A 19,767-nucleotide genomic window follows, 5' to 3' on the forward strand; every position below is an offset into this window, starting at 1 on the left:
CTTCGCAGCCGCGACTTTTCTCAGGTATCCGAGGCAAGGAGTCGATTTCGCGCAATGGGCAAGAAATCATCGCTCCGGTGAGCGAAAAGCGGCCGTGACCCTCAGACGTTGAACTTGAAGTGCAGGACGTCGCCGTCCTGGACCACATATTCCTTGCCTTCCTGGCGCAGCTTGCCGGCATCGCGGGCGCCGGCCTCGCCGTTCAGCGCGACATAGTCGGCGAAGGCGATGGTCTCGGCCCGGATGAAGCCGCGCTCGAAGTCGGAGTGGATGACGCCCGCGGCCTGCGGGGCTTTCGCCCCCTTCTCGACCGTCCAGGCGCGCGCTTCCTTGGGGCCGACGGTGAAGAAGGTGATGAGGTGGAGCAGCTCGTAGCCGGCGCGAATGACGCGGGCGAGGCCGGTTTCCTTCAGCCCCATCTCGCCGAGGAACTCGAGCCGCTCGGCCTCGTCCATGCCGACCAGCTCGGCCTCGATCGCGGCCGAGACGACGACGGCGTTCGCACCCTCGGCCTTGGCCTTCTCGAACACCTTGGCCGACAGCGCGTTGCCGTTCGCGGCGTCTTCCTCGTTGACGTTGCAGACGTAGAGCACCGGCTTGGCGGTGATCAGCTGGGCCTGGGCAAAGACCCGCGCTTCTTCCTCGTCCTTGGGGACGGTCAGCCGGGCCGGCTTGCCCTCGCGCAGCAGCTCGAGCGCCTGGCCGAGCACCGAGGCCGCGATCTTGCTTTCCTTGTCACCCTGTTGCCCCTTCTTGACGAGATTGGGCACGCGCTTCTCGAGGCTTTCGAGGTCGGACAGCAGGAGCTCGGTCTCGACCACGTCGGCGTCGGCCAGCGGGTCGACCTTGTTCGAGACATGCTGGATGTCATCATTCTCGAAGCAGCGCAGCACGTGGACGATGGCGTCCACCTCGCGGATGTTGCCGAGGAACTGGTTGCCGAGGCCTTCGCCCTGGGATGCCCCCTTCACCAGGCCCGCGATGTCGACGAAGCCCAGCTGGGTCGCGATGATCTTGGCCGACTTGGCGATGGCGGCCAGCTGGTCGAGCCGGGGATCGGGCACGGCGACCTGGCCGACGTTCGGCTCGATGGTGCAGAACGGATAGTTCGCCGCCTGCGCCGCCTGCGTTTCGGTCAGCGCGTTGAAGAGGGTCGACTTGCCGACGTTCGGCAGGCCGACGATGCCGCAGCGGAAGCCCATGGATCGTCCTTGTTGGAGTTTGCGGCGCCCTAGCCAGCAAGCACGGTTTTTACCAGCCTTTCACCGTCGGTCTCTCCGAGGGCGGAACAGTGGGGGAGACGATTCATATTCGGGCGTAAAGGATTGGGCGGTAGCGCGGCACCGGCGAGGCGGCAGCCCGAGGACGGACGGGAGTGGGTCGACAAGTATCTCGCCCAGACCGACCGGCCGGGCTCTGCGGGCTTTGCCGAGGCGCTCGGCCACGCATTGTTCGACGCTTCCTATCGAATGATGAAGGACGAGCGCGCGGTTCAGATCGAGGCGGTCGTGGCGATGCTCGCCTCGGTCGGCGGCTATTTCTGCATCCTGCCGGTGCTCAATGCGCTGAAAGAGGCGGGGATGGCCCCAGCCGACATCGGGATGCTGACAATCCAGGGCGCCGACGGCGCGACCTATCACTTCGGCGACGCGCCCAACCGATTGCTGTGCGAGCATCAATTGTCGGTGGTCAGCCTGGTCTTCGGCGCCGCCCAGGAACATGGCGGCAAGGTCAGCATGGAGCTGATCCACGCCGAAATGAGCCATGTCGCGAGCCTCGTCGGATCGCCCGATTTCATGACCCTCGACCTTCCCGCGACGATCACGGTGGATTCGCCGCGCAACTGGCTCAAGGTCGCGCTGCCATTCGTCCGCAAGGCGATCGCGGACGCCTTCGTCACCGACCTCCGCCGCCAGGGCATGCCCGAAGCCATGCTGGTCGGGGCCGAGCCGCCGCTGTTCATGCTCCACCGGATCGTCGGCTTCGCGCTCCAGCAGGCGATCGACGTCGGGCACCAGGCGCTCGACGCGACCACCCTCGCCCGGATCGCGCTGCAATGCGCCGTCCGGACGGCCAAGCTGGACCCGGCGGCGCTCGCCTAGGCGAAATTGAAGCTGATGCTCAGCCGCTCGGCCCTGGCGGTGCCGGGCAGCACCTCGTGGCGCAGCCAGCTTTCCCACAGGAGGAGCTGGCCGGGCCTCGGCTGGACGGTGACGAAGGGCCGCAGGGGCTCGGGGGCGTCGGGGCTGCGGGTCGGGGCGGCCATCATCATCGGCAGGCGCGGATCCTCGAAGCGGATTGCGCCGCCGCCCTCGGGCACCTCGACGTAGAGCGTTCCCGACAGGATCGAATGCGGGTGGATATGCGCGCTGTGGTGCCCGCCGCCCTTGAGGAGGTTGACCCACAGGCTGTCGAGCTTGGGCTTGATCGGCCAGGCCAGCTCCCTGGCGAAGCTGACGGCGTGGCGGGTCAGGCGCCTGGCGAGGTCGGCGATGACGGGATCGCGGCGGGGGAGGTCGTTCAGCGAGGCGTAGCTCGTATAGCCCTTGTAGCCATGCTCGCGGCACCAGCGCCGGCCGGCGCCATCGTCCTCGGCGAGGCTGCGGATCGCATGGGCCAGCGCGTCCAGCAGGGCGGGCTCGGCGATCTCCGCCTCGTAGAGCGGGGTGACGAAAAGGGTGCGGGACATGGGCGCTTCGCTTAGCTTGCGGGCCAGGCTTCCACCAGTGCGCTGGCCGTTGCCAAGGTCGCACGGACCTGCTGTTCCTTGGTGCGGGGCCAACGAGGGGGATGAGGGTGGCGTTCAACGAACCGGACGTGCGGGTGCTGTTTCCGACGCCGCTGCTGACCTTCAAGCTGGAAGGAGCCGACGCGCTCAACGCGGGGCTGGTCAAGGAGATTGCGGCGCGGCGGGCGAAGGAGAAGGGGGTCGAGCGGTCGAACCGCTACGGCTGGCACAGCGACAGCGACCTCTTCGAACGCGCCGAGCCGGCCCATGCCGAACTGGCCGCCGAGCTGCGCGCGATGATCCGCTCGGCGACCGAGCGGCTCGTCCCCGACCTGCCCAAGGATCTCGTCACCCGGCAGGAGGGGTGGGTCAACGTCAGCCCGGCGCAGGCCTTCAATGCGCCGCACGACCATCCCGGCGCCTTCTGGTCGGGCTGCTATTACATCAGGGTGCCGGCCTCGGACCGCGATCCGCTGTCGGGGGCGATCGAGTTCCTCGATCCGCGCGGCTCGATCGGGAGCAACGGGGTGATCGACACGCCCTTCACCCGGCACAAGTTCACCGCCCGGCCGGCCGAGGGGAGCTGCTTCCTGTGGCCGAGCTTCGTCAAGCACTGGGTCCACCCCAACCGGCTGTCGAAGGACCGCGTGACCGCCGCCTTCAACGCCTGGTTCGCGCGGGTCTGAGCCTCATTCCTGCTGCAGCCGCAGCGCGACGTCGTTCATGAAGCGGGTGTCGTCGCCGTCGGCCAGCCACTCGGCTTCGGCGGCGATGGCGCCGAGGAGGTCGGACAGCGGCTCCATCTCGCTCTTGGCGTAATTGCCGAGCACGTGCCCGGTCACCCGGTCCTTCGAGCCCGGATGGCCGATCCCGATCCGCACCCGGCGGAAGTCGGGGCCGAGCGAGGCGTTGATCGAGCGCAGGCCATTGTGCCCGGCAAGCCCGCCGCCGGTGCGGACCTTGACCTTCATCGGCGCGAGATCGAGCTCGTCGTGGAAGACGGTGAGGGCGGTCTCGTCGGCCTTGAAGAAGCGCAGGGCCTGCTGAACCGCGTCGCCGCTGTCGTTCATGAAGGTCTGCGGCTTGACGAGGAGGAGGCGGTGGCGGCCGATCCGCCCTTCGGAGACGAGGCTCCGGAATTTCTTGCTCCACGGACCGAAGCCGTGGACCTCGGCGATGGCGTCGAGTGCCATGAAGCCGACGTTGTGGCGGTGCAGGGCGTATTGGACGCCGGGGTTACCGAGACCGACCCAGAGTTGCATCGCGCCGGTGCCCTTCGACAGAACTTATCCTGAGCGACGCCGCAGGTGGCGTCGATGGGCGCTTCGCGCTTCGCTCAGGACAAACGAGCATGAACCCGTTCATCCTGAGCGAAGTCGAAAGACGCTTTGGGAAGGCTTACTCGCCTTCGCCTTCGCCTTCACCCTCGGTGACGGTGGTGTCACCTTCGTCGCTCTTCAGCGCCGACGGGGCCACGATCGTCGCGATGGTGAAGTCGCGATCGGTGATGGTCGGGGTCGCGCCCTTGGGCAGGGTCACGTTCGAGATGTGGATCGAGTCGCCGACGTCGAGGCCCTTGAGGCTGATCTCGATGTCGTCGGGGATCTCGGCCGCGTCGACGCTCAGCTCGACGTCATGCTTGACGATGTTGAGCACTGCGCCGCGCTTGATGCCGGGGCTCTCCTCTTCGTCGGTGAAGCGCACGGGCACCGCGACGGTGACCTTGCTGTGCTCGCCGATGCGAAGGAAGTCGACGTGGGTCGGGCGGCTGGTCACGGGGTGGAACTGCACGTCCTTGGGCAGGGTGCGGGTCTTCTTGCCACCGGCGTCAATCATCACGACCGAATTCATGAAGTGACCGGTCGAGAGCATCTTGGCGAGGAGCTTCTCCTCGACGTGGATGCTCAGCGGCTCCTGGTTGGCGCCATAGACAACGGCGGGGACCCGGCCTTGGTTACGCAGCTCACGGGAGGCTCCCTTGCCGGCCCGGTCGCGCGTCTCGGCGGGCAGCGTCAGCTGTTCGCTCATGCGTGCATTTCCTTGAAAAGAGTAAAAAACCGCTCCCCACGCCTCCAGGGATGACCATGCAGGAGCGGGCGGGCGCATAGCGCGGGACCGGCGAAATGGCAAATTCAGTCCCTGCCCCGTTCGTGCTGAGCGAAGTCGAAGCACGTTGGCGCGGGCGCCCTTCGACTTCGCTCAGGGCGAATGGACTACTTTTTTACCGGAGGAGCCTTCAGGGTCTGGCGGAAGCGGAACAGCTCCTCGCGCTGGACCTCGCCGACCTGGCCCGGATCGAGGTCGAGCATGGTGAATGGCCCGTAGCTGGTGCGGATCAGGCGACTGACCTGCAGCCCCAAATGGGCGAGGACCCGGCGGACCTCGCGGTTCTTGCCCTCGGTGAGCGCGAGCTCGATCCAGCAGTTGCGGCCGGTGCGGCGCTCGAGATTCGCGTCGATCGAGCCGTAGCGGATGCCTTCGATCTCGACGCCTTCGGACAGTTCCTCGAGCTGGGCCTGGCTGACGTCGCCGAACGCACGGGCACGGTAGCGGCGGACCACCGCTGTCGAGGGCAGCTCGAGCTGGCGCTTCAATTCCCCGTCGTTGGTGAGGAGCAGCAGTCCCTCGGTCATGAAGTCGAGGCGGCCGACGGGCATCACCCGCGGCAGCCCGCCGGGCAGGCGGTCGTAGATGGTCGGCCGACCCTTGGGGTCGAAGGCGGCGGTGAGGCAGCCGGCCGGCTTGTAGAAGCGCCACAGGCGCGCGGCGGCGGGCGGGGCGACGGGCTTGCCGTCGACCGTCACGCCCTTCAGATCCTCGAGCAAGGTCGCGGGGGTGGTCAGGACGTCGCCGTCGAGCGCGATCCGACCTTCCGCAATCATCCGTTCGATGTCGCGGCGCGAGGCGACGCCGGCGCGGGCGAGCAGCTTGGCGATGCGCTGCGGACCCGATTCGCGCGGTTCGGGGCGCGTCGTTTTGACGGGCGAATTCCGGCGAACCGGATTATTATCGCGGCGCGGCGGTCGCTGTGGACCGCGAGCACCTGTCGTTCGTTGCGGGGGCAAGACAAAATTCCTCGAGGAGTAAGGATGCTGTTCGGCACACGGGAACGCCACGTCAAGCGCATCCTCATCGTCGAGGACGAACCGCTGGTGGCCTTCGACAATGAAACCATGGTCGAGGGCGCCGGCTACACGGTCGTCGCGACGGTGGACAGGGTGCGCGAGGCGCTGGCCGCGCTGGCCCGCGAACTGGCGCCCGAGGCGACGGACGGCGGGGTCGACCTCATCCTGACCGACATCAACCTGCGCGGCGCGCGCAGCGGGATCGATCTCGCGGCCGAGGCCAAGAAATTGGGCATCCCCGTCCTGTTCGCCACCGCCACGCCGCCCGAGGGCGGGGAGGGGCTGGCGATGGGCGTGCTGCTCAAGCCCTATAACGAGCGGCGCCTCAAGGCGGCGCTGAAGGCGGTCGACGACCTCCTCGCGGGCAAGAAGAAAGTGAAGGCGCCCGACGGGGTGATCCTCTACCCGCCGCCGCTCGCCGCCTGAGTCTCAGTCGCCAAGCGCCTTCCCGATCAGGGCATGGAAGTCGGCGATCCCGTGTTCGAGGGTGCCGAGGGTGATCTCGTCGAGGAGCCCGCTGGCAAGGCCCTGCTGCCCGAGCGCGGCGGCGCGAAAATCCTCGCCGCCGAACGTGCCCTCGTCGAGCAGGGCCCAGCTGCGCGCCCAATGCGCCTCTTCCTCGGCGGTCCGCGGCGGCTCGGGGATCAGCATGATGTTCTCAACCAGGGTCCGGCCGACGTCCTGCGGCTGGCAGACCAGCAGGTTCACGTAATCGGGACTGACGATCAGGATCGTGTTGGGGAAGAAGTGATAGGTGTAGGTGACCGCACGGCGGAGCTGGCCCCAGTCGTCGCGGTCGATCCCGGTAAGATAGTCGGTGCGGCCGACCGCGGCGCGCTGGTGGGGCCCGATCCGGTCGGCGACCGTGATCCCGTCGGCGAAGAAGGGGGCGATGGTCGCCGCGTGGAGCCGCTGGACGTGATAGCTTTCGAGGAAGGCGTCGACGATCAGCTTCCAGTTGGCTGGCACGTCGTGGGTGCGGCGCCGGTAGAGGTGAAGATGCCCGAGCCCGAACGCTTCCATGTCGGGGGCGAGCGCCTCGACGGCGGAGAAATCCGCATGGTCGTCATGGGCGAACCAGATCAGGCCGCCGCTCTCGTGCGCGGGGAAGCGACGGAGCGACTGCTCGGTCTTGTCGAGCCCGGGGAAGCATTCGGGCCGGGGCAAGGCGGCGAGAGCGCCATCGGGCTGGTAGGCCCAGGCATGATAGGGGCAGACGATCCGCGCGGCCGGGACCAGGCCCTCGGCCTCGACCAGGCGGGTGCCGCGATGGCGGCAGACGTTGGCAAGGACATGGACCTCGCCGTGGCCGTCGCGGCTGACGAGGAGCGGGGTGCCGTAGGCATCGTGCGCCAGCGCCTCGCGCGGCCGCGGCAGCATCGCCGACGGTCCGAGCAGCAGCGGCAGGCGCGCGAACAGGCTCTGCTGCTCGTCTTCGAAGCGAGCGGGATCGGTATAGAGGCTGGCGGGGAGGCGGGCGATCCCCCGACCCTCGTCGGCTTGGCCCGTCGCCAACTGCTGGGCCAGCGCGGCCTGTCCGGGCGTCGGGCGCGCCGACTTGGGGAACGCATCCATCACCGGCGAGACTGCGCCTGTGGCGGCCCGAGCGCAAGCGCCGATGGGTCCACGCGCTCACCCCCTGTTCAGCGCGGGTGCGGCTGCTAGGGTCGGGCAACAGTTGAGTGGGGGTGGGACGATTGGCAGGCGCGACGGCGAAGATGAGTGAAACGGCGGGAGCACCGCCCAAGGGCTGGCGACTGCTGACGACGGCCCTGTCGAACCGCAAGACCGCGGTCATGCTCGCGTTCGGCTTCGGCGCCGGGCTGCCCTACACCTTGCTGATCGGCACGCTCAATGCCTGGCTGGGCGAGTGGAAGATCGACCTCGCGACCATCGGCGTCCTGTCGTGGATCGGGCTCGCCTATGCGTTCAAGTTCCTGTGGTCGCCGCTGGTCGACCGGGTCCGGCTTCCCGGGCTCGAGCGGCTTGGGCGCCGCCGCGGGTGGCTGCTCCTGTGCCAGATCATCCTGACCCTGACCTTCTTCGGCCTGTCCCTCTCCGATCCCCGGCTAGCGCTCGGCACCTTCGCCCTCATCGCGGTCGTCGGAGCCTTTGCCTCGGCGACCCAGGACGTGGTCATCGACGCGTGGCGGATCGATGTCGCGGACGAGGCCGCGCCGGTCGAAATCCTCTCCTCCATCTACCAGTTCGGCTACCGGATCGCGGCGCTGATCGGCGGTGCGCTGGCGCTGGTGCTGTCGGTACGGATGAGCTGGCCGACGGTCTATGCGATCATGGGCTGTTTCATGGCACTGACCCTGATCGCGACGCTGCTCGCGCCCGACACCCCGCGCGCCGACTCGGACGAGGAGCAGGGCGCGCTTCGCCGGGCCGGCGCCATCTCGCCCAAGCTGCGCAACATCGGGCTGCTCATCGTCGGGCTCGGCTGGGCGTGGGCGATCTGGACCGTGGCGGCCTTCATGGCGAAGATGCTCGGCGGCGAGGTCGACGCCGCGACGGGCAAGCCGCCTTCGGTGGGCGACTTCACGCGCGACTACGGCCCCCTGATCGTCGCCGCGACGGTGCTCGTGCCGGCGATCGTCGCGGCGGTGTTCAACTGGCTAGCGGCCCGGCCCGGCTATGTCCTCGAGCAGGACGCCCCCGCCGGAAGCGGGATGGAGCGCGCCGCCGACCATGCCTATTCGGCGCTCATCCTGCCCCTCGCCGAGCTGGTCCGCCGCCTCGGCTGGGGCGTGATCGTCGTGCTGGGGCTGATCCTCAGCTACCGGATCACCGACAATATCTGGGGAAGCTTCGCCTTTCCCTTCTACCTCCAGGAGCTGAAATATACCGGCGACGAGGTGGCCTTCGCCTCCAAGATCTTCGGCGTGTTCATGACCATGGCGGGGATCGCGATCGGGGGGATCCTGTTTGCGACCGTGGGCCGGATGCCGACGTTGATGATCGGGGCGATCGTCGCGGCGGCAAGCAACCTTCTCTATGCCGACCTCGCCTCGGGTGCCGCCGGGATCGACGCCTTCGCGCGGACCTTCGGGCTCGACGCCTTCGGCCATGACCTGCGGATGGTGCGCCTGCTCGTCGCCATCTCGGGCGAGAACATCGCCGGCGGTCTCGCCGGGGCGGCGTTCGTCGCGTATCTGTCCTCGATCACCAGCCGCGAGTTCAGCGCGGTCCAATATGCCTTGCTCTCCTCGCTGACCTTCCTGATCGGCTCGCTCGGCCGGGCGGCGCTGGGCGAGATGATCGATCAGGTCGGCTATGCGCCGGTGTTCTTCCTCACCGCGAAGATCGGCCTCATCGCCATCGGCTTCGTCGCGCTCGAATGGATGCGGCAGGCGTGGATGGGCCGGCGGGCGGGAGGGGCCGACCTGCCGGCCAGTGACGCCGCTCGCGCCGCGGAGGGCGACACCGCCTAGTCCGGGGCCTCGCCGTTGAGCGCCAGCACTTCGCCCGCAAGGTAGAGCGAGCCGGCGATCAGCGCCGGGCGGTCCGCGGGCACGTGAGCCAAAGCGTCGGCAATCGAGGGATGCGCCGAGGCAGGCAGGCCGAGATCCCGGGCAGTCGCGGCGAGGTCCTCGGCGGGGAACGCCAGCGGATGATCGAAACCGATCGCATGGACCTGCTCGACCAGCCCGCGGAAGGGGGTGAGCAGGCCGGCGGCATCCTTGGTCGAGAGCATGCCGGTGACGAGGTGGAGCGGCCGGCCGTGGGTCAGCGCGGCGATGCTTTCCGCGAGCACCTCGGCCGCCTGCGGATTGTGGCCACCATCGAGCCAGGCGTCGCGCCGGCCGATCAGCGGGCCCGGCCGCAGCTTCTGCAGCCGGGCCGGCCAGCGCACGTCGGTCATCGCCCGTTCCAGCGCTGCGGCGGGAACGGCGAGCGCTTGCTGGTGGCGGAGCATGGCGATGGCCAGGGACGCATTGTCGGCCTGGTGCGGCCCGGGCAGGGCGGGGAGGGGCAAGTCGAGCGCGCCGTCGCGGTCGCGGTAGCGGAGCCGGCCGTCCGCGATCCCGCTGTCCCAGGCCTCGCCCTGCACGAACAGCGGCGCGCCGACGCGCGCGGCGACCGCACGGACCCGCGACGCGGCTTCGGCGGGGTGGGCGAGGGTGACGAGGGGGACATCCGCCTTGGCGATCCCCGCTTTCTCGCCCGCAATGTCGGCGAGGTCCTCGCCCAGCCACTGCTGATGATCGAGCCCAAGCGCGGCGATCCCGGTGACGGTGGGCCGCGCGACGACATTGGTCGCGTCGAGCCGGCCACCCATCCCGACTTCGAGTACGAGCGCGTCGGCGGGGGTGCGGGCGAAGGCAAGCAGGGCGGCGGCGGCGGTCGCCTCGAAGAAGCTCGGGCCGATGCCGTCGCTCGCGTCGAGCACTTCGGCAAGGAGCGCCGCGAGAAGTTCGTCCTCGACCAGCCGACCGGCCAGCCGGATCCGCTCGTTGAAGCGGACGAGGTGGGGCGAGGTGAAGACGTGGACGCGGTGGCCCGCCGCCTCCAGCGCGGTCCGAAGGAAGGCGCAGGTCGATCCCTTGCCGTTGGTCCCGGCGACGTGGAAGACCGGCGGAAGTTGCCGCTCGGGGTGGCCGAGCCGGGCGAGCAGCGCTTCGATCCGTTCGAGCCCCAGGCGGTCGCCGCCGGGGCTGAGCGCCGCCAGCCGGTCGAGCTCACCCTGCACGCCCGGATGGTCCGAGCGGGCGCCGTCGGCCATCAGGCGGCCGCCTTCTCCGCCGGAGCGAGATAGTCGATCAGCGTGCCCAGCCGCTCGCGAAGCTCGGCGCGGTGGACGACCATGTCGATCATGCCGTGCTCGAGCAGATATTCGGCGCGCTGGAAGCCGTCGGGCAGCTTCTCGCGGATGGTCTGCTCGATCACGCGCTGGCCGGCAAAACCGATGAGCGCGCCGGGTTCGGCGAGCTGGACGTCACCGAGCATCGCATAGCTGGCGGTGACGCCGCCGGTGGTCGGATCGGTCAGCACGACGATGTAGGGCAGGCCGGCCTCGGCCAGCATTTCGAGCGCGACGGTGGTACGCGGCATCTGCATCAGGCTGAGGATGCCTTCCTGCATGCGCGCGCCGCCGGCCGCGGTGAAGACGATGTAGGGCGCCCTGGCCGCGATCGCCGCCTCGACCCCGGCGACGAAGGCCGAGCCGACCGCCACGCCCATCGACCCGCCCATGAAGGCGAAGTCCTGGACTCCGACGATCGCCTGGCGGCCGCCGATGGTGCCGCGGGCGTTGAGGAAAGCATCCTTTTCCTCAGTCGAGGCGCGGGCGGCCTTCAGCCGGTCGGTGTAGCGCTTGGTGTCGCGGAACTTGAGGGGGTCCTCGCGCACGTCGGTGCTCGGCAGCACCTCGAACGCGCCCTCGTCGAAGACCTGCTCGAAGCGGCTGTGGGCGCGGATTCGGTCGTGATGGTCGCAGCGCGGGCAGACCATCAGATTGTCCTCCCACTCCTTGGTGAAAACCATCGAGCCGCACTTCTTGCACTTGTGCCAGAGCGTGTCGGTGGTCTGCCGCTTGGGCAGGAAGGAAATGCTGTTACGGACCCGGCTCAGCCAGCTCATGGAAAATCGTCCTTGGAAATCAGGCGGTGGCGGTTAGCGCCGGCGCGGCATCGAGGGAAGCGGCGATCGACCGCGCGGCCTCGGCGGGATCGGAAGCGGCGGTGATCGGGCGGCCGACGACCAGCATCGAGGCGCCGCGGGCAAGCGCCTCGGGCGGGGTCAGGACGCGCTTCTGGTCGCCGACGTCGCTGCCGGCGGGTCGGATCCCCGGAACGACGAAATAGCCCTCGGGCCAGCGGACGGCGGCCGCAGCGACTTCCTCGCCCGAGCAGACGATGCCGTCGCAGCCCGCGCTCCGGGCGAGGTCGGCCAGCCGCGCGACTTGTTCGGCGGGGCTGGCGCTCACACCCACCTCCGCGAGGTCGGTGGAATCGAGACTGGTGAGGACGGTCACCGCGACGACCTTGCAGCCCGCGGGCGCGGCGGCCTTGGCGGCGGCGAGCATCGCGCGGCCTCCGGCGGCGTGGACGGTAAGCACGGCGGGCTTCAGCGGGGTCAGGGCCGCGACGGCCTTGCCGACGGTATTGGGGATGTCGTGAAGCTTGAGGTCGAGAAAGACCGGCAGGCCCATGGCGGCGACGCGCGCGACGCCGGCCGGACCGTTGGCGGCGAAGAATTCGAGGCCGAGCTTCACCCCGCCGACATGGGCCGTGACCGCCGAAGCCAGCGCCAGCGCCTGGTCGAGCGCGGGGGTGTCGATCGCGACGAACAGGGGCGAGCTCATGCGCGGGGTTCCTCGGCCGGCGGCTCGACGGCGACCGGGGCTGGTGCGGGCGGGTTGACGATCGCCAGCCGCCGCTCGGCCGACCAGAGCTTCGCGCGCATCCACAAATAGGTGGGGAGGAAGCCGATCAGCGCCGCGATCAGCACCAGCAACGGAAGCTTGATGTCGGCCTGCAGGCTGCCCCACAGGTTGATCGTGATGTCCGACCAGTTGTTGCGGGCGATGATCGCCACGAAGACGGCCAGAATGACCCAGAAGAGCGTTCGCAGGAACTGCATGAGGCCCGCCTTTAGGCGCTGTGCGCGGCCGTGGCCAGCCGCGCCTTCATTCGTCGCTGCAGCCCTTCGTCTCGCCGCAGCCGGGCGCGGCCGCCGGTTGAGCGGCGCGAAGGACCGTTCCAAGCGCGGCGCGGGGAGGACAAGTCACTGCGGAAGAGCGTAATCGCCGGGGCCGGCGCCGTCTTGCTGATGGCCGGCGCGCTGGCCAGCATCAGGGTCGTCGAACCGGTCGGTACCAAGGGCGCGGATGAGGAGCTTGCGGCGACGCGGGCCGCGAGCCTGCGCCTCGCCAAGGTCCAGCCGGCCGCGCGCCAGCGGATCGACTATGCCCGGCTCGACGCGCGGCTGCGTCGGCTGGTCGCCAAGCCGACCATGGTCGGAATGGCGGTCGGGATCGTCGAGAACGGCCGGATCACCTTCCTCTCGGGTTATGGCGAGACGCTCGCCGGCTCGGGCGAGAAGGTCACGCCCGACACGGTCTTCCGCTGGGCCTCGGTCAGCAAGGGCGTTGCCGCGACGATGGTCGCCAAGCTCGCCGAGCAGGGCAAGATCAACCTCGCCGCGCCGGTCGCCAATTACGCGCCGGGGCTGAAGCTGCCGGCCGGCAATGAATATCGCGCGAGCGTCGCCGACGTCCTCAGCCACCGGCTCGGGCTCTACAAGAACGCGCTCGACAACAAGCTGGAGGAGGGCCAGTCGCCGCAGGTGCTGCGGGCCGAGCTGTCGACGCTCAATGCCATTTGCGCGCCCGACACCTGCTGGTCCTACCAGAACATCGCCTATGACAGTGCCAGCGACATGGTCGCCCGGGCGACCGGCCAGAGCTACCAGCAAGCGGTGCAGCAGCGGCTGTTCGCGCCGCTCGGCATGACAAGCGCGTCACTGACCCGCGAAGGCCTGGTCTCGTCGCCGAGCTGGGCCCGGCCGCACAGCGTCGGGCGCCGTCCGCTCGAGGTGCTCGAGCCTTATTACCGCGTCCCGGCGGCGGGCGGGGTCAACAGCAACATCAAGGACATGTCGCTGTGGATGATCGCGCAGATGGGGGGCATGCCGGGCGTGCTCGATCCCAAGCTGCTCGACACCATCCATGCGCGGCTCGTGAAGACCCCGGGCGAGCGCGGCCGCATGCGCAAGTTCCTCGAGCGGCTGGGCGACGCCTGGTACGGGCTCGGCTGGCGATCCTATGATTATGCCGGCCACCAGATCGTCGGCCACCGCGGCGGGGTCGCGGGCTATCGCTCGCTGATCCTGTTCGATCCCAAGCTCAAGAGCGGGGTCGTCGCCTTGTGGAACAGCAACACCAGCCAGCCGGGCGGGCTCGAATTCGAAGTCATGGACATGCTCTACGGCCTGCCGTTCCGCGACTGGATGGAAGTCGACAAGAGCGGCGGGCCGGCGGCCGAGCCCGAGGCTGAGGAAATCGCCAGCACGGGGAGCGGCGAACCGCGCTAGTCCGAGCCGAGGCCTGCCTTCTGCCGGACGTCTCGAATCGCGTTTTCCTGCCGGTGGCTCGCCGTCCAGCGGAGCCCCATGCCGGCAATCGACAGGGCCATGCCGAAGAGCAGCGCGGGGCCGTGCCACGCCGGGTCATCGGGCTGGGGCCAGGCGATCATCCCCAGCAGCAGCACGCTGACCATCGAAATCAGGTAACCAAACCCGCGCATCGCTTCCCCGTGACGCTTTGGTGACAGACACGCAGGCGGAACCATCGGTTTCGCCCTCTGGTTTCCAGCAGTGACTTCCCCCTAACGCTGGAGACCATCGTGGTCGATGAAGCCCCCGACGCCATCACCCTGCTCAAGACCGATCACCGCGAGGTGGAGGAGCTCTTCAAGAAGTTCGAAGATACCAAGACCGCCCCGGCCAAGCGCAAGGTCGCCGAGAAGATCGCCACCGCGCTGATCGTCCACACGCGGATCGAGAACGAGATTTTCTATCCGGCATGCAAGGGGAAGGTCGAGGAGGCCGACCTCAAGGAGGCCTATGTCGAGCATGACGCCGCCAATCTGCTGATCGCCGAGATCCTCGAGAGCGGAAAGGGCGACGAATTTTACGACGCCAAGGTCAAAGTGCTGCAGGAAGAGATTGAGCACCACGTCAAGGAAGAGGAGCGCTGGCTGACCGGCATCTTCAGCCAGGCCAAGCGCCACGGGCTCGACGTCGAGGGACTCGGAGTCGAGCTGCAGAAGGCCAAGACCCGCTACGAGGCAGAGATTGCCGAGGATGGCCCCGAGATCCACCTCGCGGCGCTCAAGAAGACCAAGCTGGCCACCGCCTGAGGTGCCATGGTCGTCGTCCCGGCGCTGGCCGGGACGACGACAATCTTAGACGTGCGCTGACAGAAACTTCTCGAGCTCGTTGCAGCCGCCAATGGTCTCGCCGTCGATCTCGATCAGCGGGGTGGTGCTGAGGCCGTGCTCGGCCTTGAACCTGTCGGTCTCCTCGCGAGTCGTGAGCTGGTGCTCCTCGACCTCGAAGCCGTGGTCGTTGAGCAGCTGCAACGCGCGGCGGCCGAACGGGCATTCGTGGTCGGGCAGGACCATCCGGGTGATCTTCGCCTGGGGCATGAAACGTCTCCTTTCGCTTTGCTTTCAAAGCGTCCGGATCGCCTTGCCGGTTCCGGCAATGGCGCTTTTGTCGAATTGCGACTAAGGGGCTCGCCATGCCTCATGAACAACTCCCCGCGGCGCTCGGCCGAGCGCTTGCCGCGCGCGGCTATGACACGCTCACCGAAGTCCAGTCCGCCGTCTCCACGCCCGAAGTCGCCGGCCGCGACCTCATCGTCTCCGCCCGCACGGGCTCGGGCAAGACCGTTGCCTTCGGCCTCGCCATGGCCGGCGACCTCCTCGGGACCGGCGAGGAACTCCCGTACGCCGTCGCCCCGCTGGCGCTGGTCATCGCACCGACCCGCGAGCTTGCGCTCCAGGTTTCGGCCGAGCTGTCGTGGCTCTACGCCGATGCGCGCGCCCGCGTCGTGACCTGCGTCGGGGGCATGGACCCGATCAAGGAGCGTCGCGCGCTGCAGGGCGGGGCGCATATCGTGGTCGGCACGCCCGGCCGCCTGCGCGATCATCTCGAACGCGGCGCGCTCGACCTGTCGGCGCTGCGAGTCGCGGTGCTCGACGAGGCCGACGAGATGCTCGACATGGGCTTCCGCGAGGAACTGGAGGAAATTCTCGACGCCACTCCCGACGGGCGCCGCACGCTTCTGTTCTCGGCGACCATGCCGCGGCCGATCGTCGCGCTGGCCAAGCGCTACCAAAAGGACGCGATGCGGATCGAGACGCTCGGCACCGACGCCGGGCATGGCGACATCGCCTACCAGGCGGTGACCGTCCGCCCGACCGACATCGAGCATGCCGTCGTTAACCTGCTCCGCTTCCACGACGCCGAGACCGCGATCCTGTTCTGCGCCACGCGCGAAGCGGTCCGCCGGCTCCACGGCAGCCTGGCCGAGCGGGGCTTCGAGGCGGTGTCGCTGTCGGGCGAGCACAGCCAAGCCGACCGCAATCGCGCGCTTCAGGCGCTGCGCGACGGCCGCGCCCGGGTGCTGGTCGCGACCGACGTCGCCGCGCGCGGGATCGACCTTCCCTCGGTCAGCCTGGTCATCCACGTCGAGCTTCCGCGCGACGCCGAGGCGCTGCAGCATCGGTCGGGCCGCACCGGTCGCGCGGGCCGGAAGGGCATCGCCGTGCTGATCGTCCCCAACATGCGCCGCCGCCGGATCGAGGGGATGCTTCGCCTCGCCCGCATCCAGGTCGAATGGACCAATGTCCCCACCGCCGAGCAGATCCGTGACCAAGATCGTGCCCGCATGCTTGCCCAGTTCGACGAGCCGGCGCCGCAGGAAGAGGGCGACGCCAATCTCGCCGCCGCTTTGCTCGACCGGCTCGGGCCGCAAGGCGTCGCGCAGGCGCTGGTCTCGCGGCTGATGGCCGACCTGCCCGCCCCCGAGGACCTCCTCGATGGCCCGGCCGGCGACGAAGGCCGCCCGCAGCATGGCGGGTTCGAGGGTTCCGGCTGGTTCCGGATCAACGCCGGGCGCCGGCAGGGCGGCGACCCCAAGTGGCTGCTTCCGCTCATCTGCCGGATCGGGCACGTCAACCGCAGCGAGATCGGCGCGATCAAGGTCGCGGCGACCGACAGCTTTTTCGAGGTGAGCGGCCGCGCGCTGCCCAATTTCGTCAAGGCGATGCGGAAGAACAGCGCGGCGATGGCGCAGGACGGTATCCTGGTCGAGCCGAGTACCAGCCCCGACGAGCATCATGCCGCCGGCGGCGGTCCGCCCAAGCCGCGCCAGCACCGCAAGGGCCCGCCGCCGCGGCGCTAGGCGTCGGGGAGCGAGACGAAGCTGTCGAGGACGCGCTTGCGGCCACTATGCTCGAAGTCGATCTCGAGCTTGTTGCCCTCGATCGCGGCGATGGTCCCGTAGCCGAACTTGCCGTGAAACACGCGCTGGCCGGTCGACAGGTCGTCGCGGCCCTTGTTGCCGAGGCTGACCGCCGAGGCGCGGGCCTCGACGATGCGCTGCGGGGTCGCGGTGAAGGTCGAGGCGGCGCGGCCCCAGCCGGGCCCGCGAGTGGTCGCCCGGTCGGGCCGCTGCGCCGCGACATGGGCGAAGGGGTCGCCGCGCTCGCTCCACTGCGCGCGCCACAGCGACTCGCCCCCGCTCATCGTGGTCTCTTCCTCGATATGCTCCTTGGGCAATTCGCCCACGAAGCGCGAGGGAATGGACGAGGTCCACTGGCCGTAGATGCGGCGATTGGCGGCGTGGATGATGGTCGCCTTTTCGCGCGCCCGGGTGATCGCGACATAAGCGAGGCGGCGCTCTTCCTCGAGTGAGGCGGTGCCGCCCTCGTCGAGCGCGCGCTGCGAGGGGAAGACGCCTTCCTCCCAGCCGGCGAGATAGACGACGGGAAATTCTAGCCCCTTGGCGGCGTGGATGGTCATGATCGTGACCTTGTCGCCGCCCTTGTCGGCGTCATTGTCCATCACCAGGCTGACATGCTCGAGGAACGCGCCGAGGCTCTCATATTCCTCCATCGCGCGGGTCAGTTCGGCGAGGTTCTCGAGCCGGCCCGAGGCCTCGGCAGTGCGCTCGGCCTGGAGCATGGCGGTGTAGCCTGATTCGTCGAGCAGGAGTCGCGCCAGCTCGGCATGGGCGGGCGGCTCGTGCGGGCTCTTCACCTGGTCGGCGGCGGCGAGGTGCATCTGCCGCCAGCGCGCGAGATCGCCGACGAAGCGGCCGAGGCTGCGGCGCGCCTGGGGGGTGAGCTCGTCCGAATCGAGCATCTGCGCGGCGGCGAGCAGCAGCGGGAGACCGGCGGCGCGGGCGTAGCGGTGGATGTTGGCCAGCGCCTTGTCGCCGAGGCCGCGCTTGGGGGTGTTGACGATCCGCTCGAAGGCGAGGTCGTCGGCCGGGCTCTGGACCAGGCGGAGATAGGCGAGGGCATCGCGGATCTCGGCCCGCTCGTAGAAGCGGAAGCCGCCAACGATCTGGTAGGAGAGGCCGATCGCGATGAACCGTTCTTCGAACTCGCGGGTCTGGAACTGGGCGCGGACGAGGATCGCGACGTCGGACAGCCGGCCGCCGCGGATCTGGTGGCTTTCGATCTCCTCGCCGACCCGGCGCGCCTCCTCGGGACCGTCCCAGACGCCGATCACCCTGACCTTTTCGCCGGCGTCGATTTCGGTCCACAATTCCTTGCCGAGGCGCCCGCTATTGTTGGCGATGAGGCCCGAGGCGGCGCCGAGGATGTGCGGGGTCGAGCGGTAATTCTGCTCGAGCCGAATCACCGCGGCGCCCGCGAACTCGCGCTCGAAGCGGAGGATGTTGGCGACCTCGGCCCCGCGCCAGGAATAGATGGACTGGTCGTCGTCGCCGACGCAGCAGATGTTGCGGCGCGGCTCGGCGAGCAGCTTCAGCCACTCATACTGGACCGCATTGGTGTCCTGATATTCGTCGACCAGCAGATATTTGAAGCGGGTCCGGTAGCGCTCGAGCACGTCCGCATGGGTGCGGAAGATCACCAGCATGTGGAGCAAAAGATCGCCGAAATCGCAGGCATTCAGCGCGAGCAGGCGCTTCTGATACTGGTCGTAGAGGTCGCCGCCGCGACCGTTGGCGAAGAGCTCGGACTCGCCCGCGTCGACCTGATCCGGGGTAAGCCCCTTGTTCTTCCACTTGTCGATCAGGCCCGCGAGCTGGCGCGCGGGCCAGCGCTTCTCGTCGAGTTCGGCGGCGGCGATGAGCTGCTTCAGAAGCCGCAGCTGGTCGTCGGTGTCGAGGATGGTGAAGTTCGACTGCAGCCCGGCGAGCTCGGCATGGATGCGCAGCATCTTGGCGGCGATCGAGTGGAAGGTGCCGAGCCAGGGCATCCCCTCGATCGCGCCGCCGCTGATCCGGGACACGCGCTCGCGCATCTCGCGCGCGGCCTTGTTGGTGAAGGTGACCGCGAGGATCTCACTCGGCCAAGCGCGGCGAGTCGCGATCAGGTGGGCGAGTCGCGCGGTGAGCGCCGCGGTCTTGCCCGTGCCTGCGCCGGCCAGCACCAGCACCGGCCCCTCGGTCGTCAGCACCGCCTCGCGCTGGGGGGTGTTCAGGCCCTGGAGATAGCCGGGCTCGGGAGAAAGGGCAGCGGATTCGGGCACTTCCCCCCAGTTAGGACGAGGAGAACGGAACGGCAACAGCGATGGCGATTGCGACCCCGCAACGATTGCACCCGATATCCCCGTTATCCACAGGCATGATGCCTCCGATTATGCTTTGCGCGACTCGGAAACGGAGTCATCTTGAGCAGGTGATCGGGGGGCAACGGCCCGGTCCTTCCAGAGGCCCGCAAGGGTGGACGGCAAGGGCAGGACGGAACTTCCGATCTCCGCCGGCAAGGCGATGAAGTGGAATTCGCTTCGTGAGGGTTGGGCTTCCCCAGGACGCCTGACCGGATCGGTTCGGAGGATCTTCAAAGCGAAGCCGGCAAGAGGCGCCGGAAGAGATTTTCGTCTCACCGCCGCAGGCCGGGCAGGCTCGCAAGAGCAGGTCAGGGCAGCGCGAGAGGGGAAAGTCCCAAGAAGGGCCGCGAACGGACGGACGGTGGCCGATCGGGCCGGACTGGCTTGCCAGGACGTGACCGAGGAGCAGGTAGCGAACCGGACCGAGGCTTGAAGCGGGTGCTTTCGCAAGAAAGTGGTCGCGGCAAGCGGAGGAAGGGATCGGGACCGCCGCGAGGAACGGTTCCTTGCCGAGGATCTTCGGATCGGAAGCGGGGCTGGGAGGCGAGGCAGAGCCGGGTGGAGGCGAAGGGACCGGAAGGTCGCTTGGCGGAA

Annotated in this window: 20 protein-coding genes; 7 read left to right on the forward strand and 13 right to left on the reverse strand. The window is 68.7% G+C overall.

The features are described 5' to 3' along the window. Positions 1–101: 101 nt before the first annotated feature. Complete coding sequence (ychF, locus tag BS69_RS0100950; RefSeq protein ID WP_029940118.1) at positions 102–1,202, reverse strand: redox-regulated ATPase YchF; 1,101 nt, start codon at positions 1,200–1,202, stop codon at positions 102–104. Positions 1,203–1,325: 123 nt separating this feature from the next. Between ychF and BS69_RS0100955 the strand changes: the two genes are divergently transcribed. After that, positions 1,326–2,102 carry a hypothetical protein gene (locus tag BS69_RS0100955; RefSeq protein WP_029940119.1) on the forward strand — a complete coding sequence of 259 codons (777 nt, stop codon included), beginning with the start codon at positions 1,326–1,328 and terminating at the stop codon, positions 2,100–2,102. On the opposite strand, the gene BS69_RS0100960 is transcribed toward BS69_RS0100955, so the two are convergent. After that, the gene (locus tag BS69_RS0100960) at positions 2,099–2,689 is read right to left on the reverse strand and encodes a TIGR02466 family protein (protein ID WP_029940120.1); all 591 of its coding nucleotides are present in this window, start codon (positions 2,687–2,689) and stop codon (positions 2,099–2,101) included. The two genes, BS69_RS0100955 and BS69_RS0100960, sit on opposite strands and share 4 nt — an antisense overlap. A gap of 107 nt (positions 2,690–2,796) precedes the next feature. Here BS69_RS0100960 and BS69_RS0100965 point away from each other — a divergent pair, with 107 nt between their 5' ends. After that, complete coding sequence (locus BS69_RS0100965) at positions 2,797–3,414, forward strand: TIGR02466 family protein (RefSeq protein WP_169738038.1); 618 nt, start codon at positions 2,797–2,799, stop codon at positions 3,412–3,414. Positions 3,415–3,417: 3 nt separating this feature from the next. Here the strand turns inward: BS69_RS0100965 and pth are convergent, their stop codons facing one another. The 3 genes from pth to BS69_RS0100980 form a co-directional block, all read right to left on the reverse strand. Further along, positions 3,418–3,990 (reverse strand): aminoacyl-tRNA hydrolase, encoded by a 573-nt coding sequence (gene pth, locus BS69_RS0100970; protein ID WP_029940122.1) that lies wholly within the window; start codon positions 3,988–3,990, stop codon positions 3,418–3,420. A gap of 136 nt (positions 3,991–4,126) precedes the next feature. Further along, on the reverse strand, positions 4,127–4,756 hold the full coding sequence (locus BS69_RS0100975) for a 50S ribosomal protein L25/general stress protein Ctc (RefSeq protein WP_029940123.1): 630 nt from the start codon (positions 4,754–4,756) through the stop codon (positions 4,127–4,129). A 185-nt stretch (positions 4,757–4,941) separates the two neighbouring features. Then, complete coding sequence (locus BS69_RS0100980; RefSeq protein ID WP_425423512.1) at positions 4,942–5,793, reverse strand: pseudouridine synthase; 852 nt, start codon at positions 5,791–5,793, stop codon at positions 4,942–4,944. A gap of 24 nt (positions 5,794–5,817) precedes the next feature. Between BS69_RS0100980 and BS69_RS0100985 the strand changes: the two genes are divergently transcribed. Then, on the forward strand, positions 5,818–6,279 hold the full coding sequence (locus BS69_RS0100985) for a response regulator (RefSeq protein ID WP_029940125.1): 462 nt from the start codon (positions 5,818–5,820) through the stop codon (positions 6,277–6,279). 3 nt (positions 6,280–6,282) lie between these two features. Here the strand turns inward: BS69_RS0100985 and BS69_RS0100990 are convergent, their stop codons facing one another. Beyond that, entirely contained in the window at positions 6,283–7,428 is a 1,146-nt protein-coding gene (locus BS69_RS0100990; protein ID WP_029940126.1) for an aromatic ring-hydroxylating oxygenase subunit alpha, read from the reverse strand. A gap of 143 nt (positions 7,429–7,571) precedes the next feature. Here BS69_RS0100990 and BS69_RS0100995 point away from each other — a divergent pair, with 143 nt between their 5' ends. After that, positions 7,572–9,290, forward strand: coding sequence for an AmpG family muropeptide MFS transporter (locus BS69_RS0100995; protein ID WP_029940127.1), 1,719 nt, complete (start codon positions 7,572–7,574; stop codon positions 9,288–9,290). Here the strand turns inward: BS69_RS0100995 and BS69_RS0101000 are convergent. From BS69_RS0101000 to BS69_RS0101015, 4 genes are read right to left on the reverse strand one after another with little or no spacing between them, the layout of a single operon-like run. Beyond that, positions 9,287–10,582: a bifunctional folylpolyglutamate synthase/dihydrofolate synthase gene (locus tag BS69_RS0101000; protein WP_029940128.1), complete on the reverse strand. Its 1,296-nt coding sequence runs from the start codon at positions 10,580–10,582 to the stop codon at positions 9,287–9,289. The two genes, BS69_RS0100995 and BS69_RS0101000, sit on opposite strands and share 4 nt — an antisense overlap. Continuing rightward, positions 10,582–11,439: an acetyl-CoA carboxylase, carboxyltransferase subunit beta gene (gene accD / locus BS69_RS0101005; RefSeq protein WP_029940129.1), complete on the reverse strand. Its 858-nt coding sequence runs from the start codon at positions 11,437–11,439 to the stop codon at positions 10,582–10,584. The genes BS69_RS0101000 and accD overlap by 1 nt, the downstream gene beginning before the upstream one ends. Before the next feature lie 19 nt (positions 11,440–11,458). Then, a complete protein-coding gene (gene pyrF, locus BS69_RS0101010) occupies positions 11,459–12,163 on the reverse strand; it encodes an orotidine-5'-phosphate decarboxylase (protein WP_029940130.1) in 705 nt (234 codons plus the stop codon). After that, positions 12,160–12,441 carry a hypothetical protein gene (locus tag BS69_RS0101015; RefSeq protein ID WP_029940131.1) on the reverse strand — a complete coding sequence of 94 codons (282 nt, stop codon included), beginning with the start codon at positions 12,439–12,441 and terminating at the stop codon, positions 12,160–12,162. The genes pyrF and BS69_RS0101015 overlap by 4 nt, the downstream gene beginning before the upstream one ends. 189 nt (positions 12,442–12,630) lie before the next feature. Here BS69_RS0101015 and BS69_RS0101020 point away from each other — a divergent pair, with 189 nt between their 5' ends. Continuing rightward, positions 12,631–13,893: a serine hydrolase domain-containing protein gene (locus BS69_RS0101020; protein WP_051676411.1), complete on the forward strand. Its 1,263-nt coding sequence runs from the start codon at positions 12,631–12,633 to the stop codon at positions 13,891–13,893. Here BS69_RS0101020 and BS69_RS0101025 read toward each other — a convergent pair. Continuing rightward, positions 13,890–14,105 carry a hypothetical protein gene (locus tag BS69_RS0101025; RefSeq protein ID WP_156956785.1) on the reverse strand — a complete coding sequence of 72 codons (216 nt, stop codon included), beginning with the start codon at positions 14,103–14,105 and terminating at the stop codon, positions 13,890–13,892. The genes BS69_RS0101020 and BS69_RS0101025 overlap by 4 nt on opposite strands. 99 nt (positions 14,106–14,204) lie before the next feature. Between BS69_RS0101025 and BS69_RS0101030 the strand changes: the two genes are divergently transcribed. After that, positions 14,205–14,720 (forward strand): hemerythrin domain-containing protein, encoded by a 516-nt coding sequence (locus tag BS69_RS0101030; RefSeq protein WP_051676413.1) that lies wholly within the window; start codon positions 14,205–14,207, stop codon positions 14,718–14,720. Positions 14,721–14,765: 45 nt separating this feature from the next. Here BS69_RS0101030 and BS69_RS0101035 read toward each other — a convergent pair whose 3' ends face one another. Continuing rightward, positions 14,766–15,008 carry a glutaredoxin domain-containing protein gene (locus tag BS69_RS0101035; protein ID WP_029940135.1) on the reverse strand — a complete coding sequence of 81 codons (243 nt, stop codon included), beginning with the start codon at positions 15,006–15,008 and terminating at the stop codon, positions 14,766–14,768. 95 nt (positions 15,009–15,103) lie between these two features. Between BS69_RS0101035 and BS69_RS0101040 the strand changes: the two genes are divergently transcribed. Beyond that, on the forward strand, positions 15,104–16,771 hold the full coding sequence (locus BS69_RS0101040) for a DEAD/DEAH box helicase (RefSeq protein WP_037504287.1): 1,668 nt from the start codon (positions 15,104–15,106) through the stop codon (positions 16,769–16,771). Here the strand turns inward: BS69_RS0101040 and BS69_RS0101045 are convergent. After that, a complete protein-coding gene (locus BS69_RS0101045) occupies positions 16,768–19,092 on the reverse strand; it encodes an ATP-dependent helicase (RefSeq protein WP_029940137.1) in 2,325 nt (774 codons plus the stop codon). The two genes, BS69_RS0101040 and BS69_RS0101045, sit on opposite strands and share 4 nt — an antisense overlap. Between the last annotated feature and the right edge of the window lie 675 nt (positions 19,093–19,767).

The sequence above is a fragment of the Sphingomonas astaxanthinifaciens DSM 22298 genome (genome assembly GCF_000711715.1).
Classification (GTDB): Bacteria; Pseudomonadota; Alphaproteobacteria; order Sphingomonadales; family Sphingomonadaceae; genus Sphingomicrobium; species Sphingomicrobium astaxanthinifaciens_A.